10 protein-coding genes are annotated in these 12,430 nt (G+C 45.1%); 7 read left to right on the top strand and 3 right to left on the bottom strand.

The annotated features are described in order from the left end of the window. The 4 genes from NL644_RS22610 to NL644_RS22595 form a co-directional block, all read left to right on the top strand. Positions 1 to 560 (top strand): EF-Tu/IF-2/RF-3 family GTPase (locus NL644_RS22610; RefSeq protein WP_253645130.1); only part of this gene is annotated, 560 nt, incomplete at its 5' end. Between the two features lie 331 nt (positions 561 to 891). After that, positions 892 to 1,080 (top strand): (2Fe-2S)-binding protein, encoded by a 189-nt coding sequence (locus NL644_RS22605; protein ID WP_031780493.1) that lies wholly within the window; start codon positions 892 to 894, stop codon positions 1,078 to 1,080. Positions 1,081 to 1,181: 101 nt separating this feature from the next. After that, positions 1,182 to 1,658 (top strand): bacterioferritin, encoded by a 477-nt coding sequence (gene bfr / locus NL644_RS22600; protein ID WP_005395745.1) that lies wholly within the window; start codon positions 1,182 to 1,184, stop codon positions 1,656 to 1,658. 203 nt (positions 1,659 to 1,861) lie between these two features. Further along, a complete protein-coding gene (locus NL644_RS22595; RefSeq protein WP_006742766.1) occupies positions 1,862 to 3,139 on the top strand; it encodes a malic enzyme-like NAD(P)-binding protein in 1,278 nt (425 codons plus the stop codon). A 113-nt stretch (positions 3,140 to 3,252) separates the two neighbouring features. On the opposite strand, the gene metJ is transcribed toward NL644_RS22595, so the two are convergent. Further along, positions 3,253 to 3,573 (bottom strand): met regulon transcriptional regulator MetJ, encoded by a 321-nt coding sequence (gene metJ, locus NL644_RS22590; RefSeq protein ID WP_005381353.1) that lies wholly within the window; start codon positions 3,571 to 3,573, stop codon positions 3,253 to 3,255. Positions 3,574 to 3,798: 225 nt separating this feature from the next. On the opposite strand from metJ, the gene NL644_RS22585 reads away from it, so the two are divergent. The 3 genes from NL644_RS22585 (at position 3,799) to metF (ending at position 8,547) form a co-directional block, all read left to right on the top strand. Beyond that, positions 3,799 to 4,962, top strand: coding sequence for an O-succinylhomoserine (thiol)-lyase (locus NL644_RS22585; RefSeq protein ID WP_225462315.1), 1,164 nt, complete (start codon positions 3,799 to 3,801; stop codon positions 4,960 to 4,962). A 12-nt stretch (positions 4,963 to 4,974) separates the two neighbouring features. Next, positions 4,975 to 7,383, top strand: coding sequence for a bifunctional aspartate kinase/homoserine dehydrogenase II (locus NL644_RS22580; protein ID WP_046874623.1), 2,409 nt, complete (start codon positions 4,975 to 4,977; stop codon positions 7,381 to 7,383). Positions 7,384 to 7,644: 261 nt separating this feature from the next. Beyond that, a complete protein-coding gene (metF, locus tag NL644_RS22575) occupies positions 7,645 to 8,547 on the top strand; it encodes a methylenetetrahydrofolate reductase (protein WP_253658816.1) in 903 nt (300 codons plus the stop codon). A 70-nt stretch (positions 8,548 to 8,617) separates the two neighbouring features. On the opposite strand, the gene NL644_RS22570 is transcribed toward metF, so the two are convergent. Further along, positions 8,618 to 9,157, bottom strand: a complete 540-nt coding sequence (locus tag NL644_RS22570; RefSeq protein ID WP_005395734.1) for a PadR family transcriptional regulator — start codon at positions 9,155 to 9,157, stop codon at positions 8,618 to 8,620. Positions 9,158 to 9,582: 425 nt separating this feature from the next. Further along, complete coding sequence (gene ppc, locus NL644_RS22565; RefSeq protein WP_253658815.1) at positions 9,583 to 12,216, bottom strand: phosphoenolpyruvate carboxylase; 2,634 nt, start codon at positions 12,214 to 12,216, stop codon at positions 9,583 to 9,585. Positions 12,217 to 12,430: the final 214 nt, after the last annotated feature.

The following is a 12,430-nucleotide window of genomic DNA, read 5'->3' as shown; positions in this document are numbered from 1 at the left end:
AGCCATTCCTAATGCCTATCGAAGACGTATTCTCAATCCAAGGTCGTGGTACAGTAGTAACTGGCCGTATCGAGCGTGGTATCCTAACTGTAGGTGACGAAGTTGCTATCGTAGGTATCAAAGACACTACTACAACTACATGTACTGGTGTTGAGATGTTCCGTAAGCTTCTAGACGAAGGCCGTGCAGGTGAGAACGTTGGTGCACTTCTACGTGGTACTAAGCGTGACGAAGTTGAACGTGGTCAAGTACTAGCGAAGCCTGGTTCAATCACTCCACACACTAAGTTCGAATCAGAAGTATACGTACTGTCTAAAGATGAAGGTGGTCGTCACACTCCATTCTTCAAAGGCTACCGTCCACAGTTCTACTTCCGTACAACTGACGTAACTGGTGACATCCAGCTACCAGAAGGCGTAGAAATGGTAATGCCAGGTGACAACGTACAGATGACTGTTGAGCTAATCGCACCAATCGCAATGGACGAAGGTCTACGTTTCGCGATCCGTGAAGGTGGCCGTACAGTAGGTGCTGGTGTTGTTGCTAAGATCTTCGACTAATTCATAACGAATTAAACGAAATCTTGCACTCTTCTTCTTTATGAAGAAAGCGCATCGAGAAAGGGAAGCTTAGGCTTCCCTTTTTTATATCTAAATTATATTTGGTTATAAGTGTTCGTAGAAAATACGTTAATTTTTTAATTTAAAAACAGAATATTACCGGCTCTATTTTTCAACACCTTTAGTCGTAACACCTAACCCTCTGATCTTTGCCTACTGTCACCAAATCTATATAACAAAATATTCTGAACAGGCCTATCAATGCGACTGGTAACAAGAACTATTCTTGTTTATATTGGTTGCCACAGGTTAATTTAATAGGTTTTTGAGTATGTACGTTTGTCTTTGCCATGGGGTCTCCGACAAGAAAATTAGGAAGTTGGCGATAGATGAAGGCGTAACGGATATTAAAGGAATCAAAAAATGCACAGCATTGGGTAGCCAATGTGGTAAGTGCATCAGACAAGCCAAGGATATTTTAGCGGAAACCAGTTACACGGTATTCAAACAAGCTAGCTAATTACTGTGAGCATGCGGTAATTAAGTAATTATCTGCCTAGCGTTTTGACACCTTCTCATTTGCTTCTACATTTAAATGAAGCTAAAGAGGAGGTTTTTGTCATGAAAGGCGATCCAATCATCATCCAACATCTCAATAAAGTGCTCGGAAATGAGCTCATCGCTATTAATCAGTATTTTCTTCATGCTCGAATGTATAAGGACTGGGGGTTAAAGCACCTAGCAGATAAGGAATATCACGAATCTATCGATGAGATGAAACATGCCGATCATCTGATTGAGCGTATTTTGTTTCTTGAGGGCTTACCGAATCTACAAGATTTAGGCAAGTTGATGATAGGTGAAGACACTAAAGAAATGCTCGAGTGTGACTTAAAGCTTGAAATGGCCGCCATTCCAGATTTAAAAGATGCGATTGCCTATGCTGAAGACATTCGAGACTATGTGTCTCGCGATCTGTTTCAAGATATTCTTGAAGATGAAGAAGAGCATGTTGATTGGCTAGAGACGCAACTTGGCTTGATTGAAATGTCTGGCATTGAGAACTACCTCCAAGCGCAATACGTAGACGAAGAGTAATAACGTCCAGGATTTTGCGCACTTCAATTGTAAGAAGAAAAGAGCACCTGACTCGAAAATCAGGTGCTTATCCCCGCTATCTGGTCTAATCTCTTTTATTATCGGCTTTTTAAGGATATTGCTCGCAATCTTGCCTATGAAGTTTGATTTCTATCCGATAGAATTTATGCCCCCTTACCTAAAAATAAAAAAGAGAAACGTCCATGTCTGAAGACAATCGCCAAGCAGCCACTCCAGAAGAAGAACATCGCCAAAAAGCATTGGATTACCATGCTTATCCAACCCCAGGGAAGATTGCTGTCGAATTGACAAAGCCTGCGGAAACGGCGGGTGATCTTGCCCTTGCTTACAGCCCTGGTGTTGCAGAACCAGTGCGTGAGATCGCACAAAACCCTGATAACGTGTACAAGTACACAGCGAAAGGCAACATGGTTGCTGTTATTTCTAACGGTACCGCTATTTTAGGTCTAGGTAACCTAGGTCCACTTGCATCTAAGCCAGTAATGGAAGGTAAAGCGTTACTGTTTAAGCGTTTTGCAGGTCTTGATTCTATTGATATTGAAGTTAAGCACCGCACGATCGATGAATTTGTTGATACTGTCGCAAGCATTGCAGACACCTTTGGTGGTATCAACCTTGAAGATATTAAAGCACCAGATTGCTTTGAGATTGAAAAGCGTTTAATTGAGCGTTGTGATGTACCAGTATTCCACGATGATCAGCACGGTACTGCGATTGTAACGGCGGCAGGCATGCTGAACGCGATCGAACTTCAAGGTAAGAAGCTTGAAGACTCAACGATCGTTTGTCTTGGCGCTGGTGCTGCAGCTGTTGCGTGTATGGAGCTGCTGATTAAATGTGGTGCAATGCGCGAAAAAATTTACATGCTGGATCGTAAAGGTGTGATCCACACTCGTCGTGATGATCTTAATGAATACAAGCAGCTATTCGCAAACAACACGGACAAACGCACATTAGAAGATGTGATTGAAGGCGCGGATCTGTTCCTAGGTGTATCTGGTCCAAACCTATTGCCAGCGGAAGCGTTGAAGCTGATGGCAGATAAGCCAATCGTATTTGCATGTTCGAATCCAGATCCTGAAATTAAGCCTGAACTTGCCCACGCTGTTCGTGATGATTTGATCATGGGTACTGGCCGTAGTGATTACCCGAACCAAGTAAACAACGTATTATGTTTCCCATTCATCTTCCGTGGTGCTCTTGATGTGCGCGCAAGTGAAATCAATGATGAAATGAAACTTGCAGCCGTTGAGGCGATTCGTGAGCTAGCAAAAGAGCCTGTACCTGAAACTGTATTGAAGGCCGCAGGCGTCGATAAGCTTGAGTTTGGTGCAGACTACATCATTCCAAAACCAATGGACTCACGTTTACTACCACGTGTTGCAAAAGCTGTGGCTCAGGCGGCAGTTGATTCAGGTGTTGCTCGTATCGAGATGCCTGAAAACTACATGGCAGAGTAATATATCTATTAGATGTGATGTACAAAAAATGGGACGCAATCGCGTCCCATTTTTTATGTCATTCTTTTGTCTCGAGATAAGAATTGCTATCTGAAGCCTCAAGCCTCGCTTTTTTACTCTTCGTCAAACGACTCAAATTCGATGCCCATTTCCGTCATCAGTGCTTTTACTTCTGTTGGAATATCATCTGGACGGTCTTTACGAAGGTCTTCATCTGTTGGAAGTGGCTGACCTGTGTACGCGTGCAAAAATGCTTCGCATAGTAATTCACTATTGGTTGCATGGCGTAAGTTATTGATCTGACGGCGAGTACGCTCATCAGTTAGCACTTTTAAAACTTTTAGCGGGATAGAGACGGTAATTTTTTTTACTTGTTCGCTTTTTTTGCCGTGCTCTGCATATGGGCTAATGTATTCGCCATTCCAGTCAGCCATTGCACACCTTCATTTATGTAATCGGTTAAAAATAATTTAGGTGCTGATTTTAGCTGCATTTACCGCCATAAGCAAAGACATATAGACGTCTAGAAGTGTTGACGTCTCATTTTTTGACGAGTAAAGTGAACAGAACAGCAAAGGAAGCGTGTTGATCACTTTATTTTACTCATTAGATATAGCGCATTCCTATTTAGAAGTCATTACCCGTGAAAGGATACACCCATGAGCTCTCGCAAACCTGCGACCATTGCAGTACGCACTGGTATTGAATCAGACAGCCAATATCACGCTGTCGTTCCACCTATTTATCTTTCCACTAACTATGGTTTCCCTGCCTTTGGTGAAGTACCTAAGTATGATTACACGCGATCTGGAAATCCAAACCGCGGACTGTTGGAAAGTGCGTTATCTGAACTCGAGTCTGGAAAAGGAGCGGTTGTCACGAACTGCGGTACGTCTGCATTAAATTTATGGGTGTCCGCTTTTCTTGGCCCTGATGATCTCATTATTGCTCCTCACGATTGTTATGGCGGCACCTATCGTCTTTTTAATACCCGAGCCAACAAAGGCGATTTTAAGGTTCAGTTTGTCGATCAATCAGACGAGCAAGCTTTGGATGCAGCATTAGCACAAAAACCAAAACTCATTTTGCTAGAAACTCCGTCAAACCCTCTGGTTCGCGTAGTGGATATTGCAGCTACCTGTGAAAAAGCGAAACAAGTCGGCGCGTTAGTTGCGGTGGACAATACCTTTTTGACACCCGTGTACCAAAAACCTTTAGAGCTAGGTGCGGATTTTGTTATCCACTCCACAACGAAGTACATCAACGGTCATTCAGACGTGATTGGTGGCGTGATCATCACCAAAACAGAAGCGCATGCAGAAGAGCTTGCATGGTGGGGAAATTGCATTGGTGCGACTGGCACACCTTTCGATAGTTATATGACGTTGCGAGGCATTCGTACACTTGGTGCTCGCATGCGAGTGCATGAAGAGAGTTCACAGCAGGTACTGGCTTATCTCCAGAAGCAAGGGTTAGTTAAAACCATTTATCATCCAAGCCTGCCGGAGCACCCAGGTCATGACATTGCTAAAAAGCAGCAAACTGGTTTTGGCTCTATGCTGAGCTTTGAGTTTGCCGGTTCGTTTGAGCAGTTAAAAGTGTTCGTTAAAGAGCTCCAACTGTTTTCATTGGCTGAGTCATTAGGTGGAGTTGAAAGCTTGATTTGTCATCCGGCATCCATGACGCATCGCGCTATGGGAGAGGAAGCACTTGCAGATGCGGGGGTATCGCATCAACTATTGCGTTTGTCTGTCGGCTTGGAAGATGCACAAGATCTCATCACAGATTTAGAGCAAGCATTCGCTAAAGCTGCCCAACAATAGGAGACGATAATAATGACTTTACAACGTCAGCTGCATAAGTTTGGTGGCAGTAGCTTAGCAAACCCAGAATGCTATTTACGCGTTGTGGATATTCTTAAGGAGTATTCGACGGAAAATGATCTTGTGGTCGTCTCGGCGGCAGGAAAAACCACTAACCGCTTGATTGAGTTCCTGGAAGGGCTAGACAAAGATGGCCGAATCGCGCATGAAGCACTTCAAAGCCTAAGGCAGTTCCAAACGGAGCTAATAGAAAACTTGTTGGAAAATGAAGTACAAGAAGAGCTATTAGCGTTACTGCATGATGAGTTCAGTACCTTATCTGAGCTGACAGCACCACTCACTGGCGCGCAAAAAGCCGCGGTACTAGGACACGGAGAAGTTTGGTCTGCTCGCCTATTGGCCGCGTTATTATCTCAACGTTCTATCCCCGCTGTTGCACAAGATGCACGAGCGTTTTTACGTGCGGAAGCCGGGACTCAACCTGAAGTTGATCGCGCTCGTTCATATCCTTTGATAAAAGAAGTTCTCGCGCAACACAATCATAAACGTGTGGTAATTACTGGCTTTATGGCTCAGAACGAGGCGGGCGAAACCATTTTACTTGGTCGTAATGGCTCTGACTATTCTGCAACTGTCATTGGTGCTCTGGCTGAAGTGAGCACGGTCACCATTTGGAGTGACGTTGCCGGTGTCTATAGTGCCGATCCGCGTTTGGTGGCAGACGCGTGTCTGTTACCGTTACTTCGATTGGATGAAGCCAGCGAACTCGCCCGTTTAGCCGCCCCAGTCCTACACAGTCGTACACTTCAGCCTGTGGCGCAAAGTACTATGGATCTCAACCTCAAATGTAGCTATCTGCCGGAATCGGGCTCTACTCGTATTGAGCGTGTCTTGGCGTCTGGCCGTGGCGCTAAAATTATTACCTCGCTGGATGATGTTTTATTGGTGCAGCTGTCTTTCATGCATGGGCACGACTTCGAAAAAACACAGAATGATGTATTACAAGCGTTGCAGCGAGCGCAATTGGAGCCATTGGCATTTGAGGCACAGCCCGATCAACACACGTTGCGCTTGGCGTATACCGCAGAAATTTCTGGTGGCGCACTGAAACATTTGCAAGAGCTTGCGGTTGAAGCGGAGATTAAGCTCAAGGAAGGCTACTCGCTCTTAGCGGCGGTAGGCGCTGGCGTTACGAAAAACGCCAACCATTGTTTTGGTTTTTATCAGAAGTTAAAACACTCTCCGGTTGAATTTATTTCTGAAACTGAGTCGGGGCTGAGTTTAGTCGCCGTTTTGCGTCGTACTGATACCGAAGTGTTGGTTCAAACGATTCATAGCCAGTTGTTCCAAGCGCAAAAGCGCGTGGCGGTGGCTTTATGTGGCAAGGGCAACATTGGTTCTAGCTGGTTAAATTTATTTGCAACTCAAAAAGGTGAACTCGAAAAACGTCATGGAATGAGCTTTGACCTTGTAGCGGTCGTGGATAGTCAAACCTACTGGTTCGATGAGCAAGGTATTGATGCAGCAAGTGTTGCTGAACGATTTGATGATGAAAGCCTAGCAAACGATGGGTCTTGGTTGACTCACTTAGGAGCGCTAAAAAATTACGATGAAGCCGTAGTGCTTGATGTGACAGCGAGCAAAGACTTAGCTCAGCGCTATGTAGAAATTGCGCAGCAGGGCATTCATTTGATTTCCGCTAACAAAGTGGCGGGTTCGGCTGATAGCCAGTATTACCATCAGGTTCAAGATGCATTCGCTAAAATTGGTCGTTATTGGCTGTACAATGCGACGGTTGGTGCGGGGTTACCGATAAACCATACCGTGCGAGATCTACGTGAAAGTGGTGATGAGATCGTTGCTCTATCGGGTATTTTCTCAGGGACGTTATCATGGTTATTCCAACAATTTGACGGCTCAGTACCATTTAATGATTTAGTCGACCTCGCTTGGCAGCAAGGTTTAACAGAGCCTGATCCTCGTTCTGATTTAGATGGTTCAGATGTGATGCGTAAGCTGGTTATCTTAGCTCGAGAGTCTGGTCTCGATATTGAGCCGGGCAGCGTTAAGGTTGAATCTCTGGTACCAGAAGAATTAAGAGAACTTAGCATCGATGACTTCTTCGATAACGGAGGGCTGTTGAGTGAAATACTGCAAGAGCGCCTGACAAAAGCACAGAGAAACGACCAAGTGCTTCGCTACGTTGCTCGTTTAGAAAAAAATGGTAAAGCGACGGTGGGAGTAGAAGCGTTATCTCGTGAACATGCACTCGCCAACCTACTGCCGTGCGACAACATTTTTGCCATTGAAAGTAAGTGGTACAAAGATAACCCACTCGTTATTCGAGGGCCTGGCGCAGGAAGAGAAGTGACAGCTGGCGCGATTCAATCCGACCTCAACCGATTAGCCGGTTTATTCTAAAGTTGCGAGATACCTAAAACCCTGGAACCCGACCAGGGTTTTTTATTTTTCCTTCAGTGCCATACTGAAGTATCGGCTTGTGATAAGTGGTGAAATAATGTTCAAGTAATAACTTGAACTATCCTCATTATTAACTTGAGAAAAATTCATAATTACAAGGTTGACATTAAATCGTATTCAATACATTCTGTAGACATATAGACGTCTAAACGTCGATTTAAGGAATTTGTTTTCGTGGCGGAGTGCCACAGGGAGAGTAAGATGGGATACACGCACGCAGGCCATATTGACGCCTTGAACCAGAATATTGCTGAGTTGTCAGACAACATCAATGTATCATTTGAGTTTTTTCCACCAAGCAGCGCTAAGATGGAAGAGACACTCTGGAATTCAGTGCACCGTCTTAAAACGCTCCAACCTAAATTTGTTTCTGTGACTTACGGCGCTAACTCTGGCGAGCGTGACAGAACGCACTCCATCATTAAAGAAATCAAAGCAACAACCGGATTGGTTGCCGCTCCTCACCTCACTTGTATTGATGCGACTCGCGAAGAGTTAATTAATATTGCCGATGATTACTGGAATAATGGTATTGAAAATATCGTTGCTCTGCGTGGTGATATTCCTCCTGGTGGCGGTGCGCCTGACATGTATGCCTCGGATCTGGTTGAGCTGCTGAAATCACGTCACAATTTTGATATCTCAGTAGCCGCGTTTCCTGAGGTTCACCCTGAAGCTAAAAGTGCGCAGTCTGACTTATTGAACCTAAAACGTAAGGTTGATGCAGGCGCAAACCGTGCAATTACTCAGTTCTTTTTTGACGTCGAGTCTTACCTTCGTTTCCGCGATCGCTGTGTGGCGGCAGGAATTGATGTGGAAATTGTCCCTGGTATTTTGCCAGTGTCGAACTTTAAGCAAGCCTCTCGCTTTGCTGCGCAGAACAATGTGAAAGTACCAGGCTGGATGAGTAAACAGTTCGAAGGCTTGGATGATGATCCGGTGACTCGTCAGCTTGTGGGAGCAAGCCAAGCTATTGATATGGTGCGCGTACTTAGTCGTGAAGGCGTTAAGGATTTCCACTTCTACACCCTAAACCGTGCAGAGATGACTTACGCTTTATGTCATACGCTAGGCGTTCGTCCTCGCGCTGCAGTAGGTGCATAAATCGGGTTTCAAAAAGACAAAAGGCTTGCCGAGTGGCAAGCCTTTTTCGTTGTATCAAAGTAAAAGGAAATTAACCAATCACTTCAAGTTCTGTTAGGACTTCTTCAGCCCACGTGATCCACGTTTCACGTAACAGTAGGTTACGACGAAGCGTTAAACGCTCTAGGCGAGCTTGTTTGTCTAAAGTTGACGGCGTTGCGTAGTAAGCCGCTTCAATTTCTTTGTAGTGAGAAACCAGTTTGCGAGACTCTTCAACCAGTTCGGCGAGTTGATCACGGAAAGGTGTTGATGGTTGAACGGCACATGCCATCAATTTCGCTGAAAATTCATCACGAACAGTCGGGTGTGCAGTTGGTTGATCAAACCATTCTCCTAAAGCGCTGCGACCAGCATCTGTGATGGAGTAAACCTTACGGTCTGGTTTGCCTTCTTGAGGTTCTAATACGCAAGTAACCAGCTCTTTCTCGGCCATTTTATTGAGTTCACGGTACACTTGTTGGTGGCTTGCTTTCCAGAAGTAACCGATGCTAGCAGAGAATTCTTTAGTGATATCGTAACCGGTTGCGTCGCGAGTGCTAAGAACAGTTAAGATTACGTGTGGTAATGACATGTCTTCAATCCAAATGGTCAATAAACTTGTAAACAAGCTACCTATACTTTCAGCTGTGCTCTTTCTGGCACTTGAGTTTTTTAATGTATAAGTAGCACCAACAATGTTGGTCCTGTCACCTTAAAGCCGTTTATCACCTAGAGAGATGGGGAGTCCCATCATGGCTGGAGCAGGTATGATTGGATTTATGAGCTCTCAGCAGGCAAGTAGTATATAAATAATAAGCATGAAGTGGAATAGTAGGACAAAATTACCCTAAAAAACTAACATAATAATCAATAGTGTTAACTTGTGGTTTTTTATTCTTTTTGTGTGGTAATTTTTGGGTTTTTTATAGTTTATTAAACTGCCTTTTGGTTGCGCAATTATCCAGCGCCCAAAAAAAGCTGAGCACTTGCTCAGCTTTTTTATTACAAATGAAGCGATTAGCCTGTGTTGCGCATGCCAGCTGCAATACCAGCAATTGTCACCATTAGCGCTTCTTCTAGGTTTGCAGATGCTTCTTCGGTTTGGCGTGTACGGTATAGCAACTCGGCTTGTAGCATGTTCAATGGCTCAACGTAGATGTTGCGCAAGCGAATCGATTCGAGTCCCCAAGGGTCATGCTGCATCAAGTTTTCGTTGTTCTCTACATTCAGTACTGCTTTGATATCTTCTTGAAGCTGAGCGCGAAGCTTTTCACCGAGTGGACGGAGTGATTCATCCACCAATCGCTCATCGTAATAGCGAGAAATATCGATATTACACTTCGAGTACACCATTTCTAACATGCCAAGGCGAGTCGAGAAGAACGGCCATTCACGACACATCTCTTCGAGCAGCGCTTGGTGACCTTTATCGATCGAGTATTGAATTGCTTCACCCGCACCTAACCATGCTGGAAGTACCAAACGATTTTGGCTCCACGAGAAGATCCATGGGATTGCACGTAAGCTTTCCACTCCGCCCTTCGGATTACGTTTTGCAGGACGAGAGCCAAGTGGCAACTTACCGAGCTCGAGCTCTGGTGTCGCTTGACGGAAGTAAGGCACAAAGTCAGGCTCGCCGCGAACTACGTTGCGATAAGACTCGCAGCTAACTTCTGATAGCACTTCCATTAAGTCGCGCCATTCTTGTTTTGGCTCTGGCGGTGGCAATAGGTTAGCTTCTAGAATCGCGCTCGCGTAAAGGTTAAAACTGTTTACGGCGACATCTGGAAGGCCCAGTTTAAAGCGGATCATCTCGCCCTGTTCTGTTACGCGCAAACCACCTTTCAAGCTTTTTGGTGGTTGAGACAGAAGTGCAGCGTGTGCTGGCGCGCCGCCGCGGCCTACTGTACCGCCACGACCGTGGAATAGAGTCAGTTCAACACCTTCTTCTTCCGCCACTTTAACTAACGATTCCATCGCATGGTACTGAGCCCAGCCTGCAGACATGACACCCGCATCTTTCGCTGAGTCAGAGTAACCAATCATGACCATTTGGTGGTTTTGGATAAAGCCACGGTATAGGTCGATACCCATCAGCTGTTTGATGACCGATTCTGCATTGTTCAAGTCGTCTAGCGTCTCGAATAACGGGCAAACATCCATACGATATGGGCAGCCAGCTTCTTGCAGAAGTAGGTGGACTGCTAACACATCTGATGCAGTGCGTGCCATAGAAATAACGTAGGCACCGAATGCTTCACGCGGTTGTGCGGCAATAATCTTACAGGTGTCCAAAACCTCTTTGACAGGTTCTGATGGTTCCCAATCACGAGGCAGAAGAGGACGCTTAGATGCGAGTTCGTTGGTTAGGAAAGCAATCTTATCTTGCTCGCTCCATTGTTCGTAATCACCAATGCCTAAGTAGCGGGTTAATTCAGACAATACGTCTGAATGACGCGTGCTCTCTTGGCGGATATCAAGGCGAACAAGATGAATACCAAATGCTTTTACGCGGCGCAATGTATCTAGTAGAGAGCCATTTGCGATCACACCCATGCCACATTCATTTAGCGACTGGTAACAGGCATACAGAGGTGCCCAAAGTTGCTCGACTTTTTGCAACGGAGCTTTAACGGCCAGTTTTTGACCATGGATCTTAGCATCGAGAATATCTTTGGTTTCGTTCAATAGTGAGCGAAGTTGTTTCAGGATTGCACGATATGGTTCGTGCTGATCTTCGCCAGCAAGTTCACGAACTTGATCGTTTGAAACCGTCATAGACAGTTCACTGATCAACTCGTTGATGTCATTGAGATAAAGATCTGCGGCTTTCCAACGAGACAGAAGCAATACTTCACGTGTCACGCTATGAGTGACAAACGGGTTGCCGTCGCGGTCGCCCCCCATCCAAGAAGAGAAGTGCACAGGGCGTGCATCAATTGGTAAACCTTCACCCAAGTAAGACTTCAGACGATCATTCATTTCACGTAAGAAGTCTGGAACCGCTTCCCATAGTGAGTTTTCAACGACTGCAAAACCCCATTTTGCTTCATCCAGCGGAGTAGGGCGCTGTTGTCGAATTACGTCTGAATGCCAGCTTTGCGCGATCAGTTGCTCTAAACGACGCTCGGTTTTCTTGCGCTCTTTAGAAGAAAGATCACTCAGTTCCAACTTTGATAAGCACTCGTTGATCTTGACCAACTTGTTGATCATCGTGCGACGCGTGATTTCCGTTGGGTGAGCCGTCAAGACCAATTCAATATTCAGATCACGAACCGCTTGCGCAGTGTCCAGTTTGCTCACATCGTTTTGTACCAGTTTAGAAAACAGCGAGTTAATCGCGTCTGGTTCACAAATGTGCTCTTCACAATGGCGTGAAATCGTGTGGTATTGCTCAGCAATATTGGTGAGATTTAGAAATTGGTTAAACGCACGGGTAACGGGCGTTAGCTGCTCATCGGGTAGGTGTTTGATTTCTTCTATCAAGCTTTCCCTGTCTGCTTGATTACCTGCTTGAGCCGATTTGGATAATTTACGAATGGTTTCCACTTTCTCGAAGATTTCTTCGCCATGGGCATCGCGAATGGTGTTACCCAATAAGTGGCCTAACATGCGCACATTACTTTTGAGTGCGGCGTATTTCTCGTTCATTGTCGTCCTGCCTCGTAAAAAAACTACATCCATTGTCCTTGTTAAGACTCCAATCTAGCGAAAAGCACCAGTTATAGTCAAATAAAGCAGACTAAGTTTGCAATTATTCCGCTGTCTCCTGATTTAGAGCAAATTTACGGCAGCTGTAGAATAAGAAGTGAAAATTAATTACAAAATAACAAGTTAAAGAAGTGTTAAGGCTAGCGCTAAATTG

The sequence above is a fragment of the Vibrio sp. Y10_XG_PY6 genome (genome assembly GCF_024181795.1).
Classification (GTDB): Bacteria; Pseudomonadota; Gammaproteobacteria; order Enterobacterales; family Vibrionaceae; genus Vibrio; species Vibrio diabolicus.
Note: the sequence above shows the minus strand (reverse complement) of the source record. Positions and strands in the feature narration are given on the sequence as shown.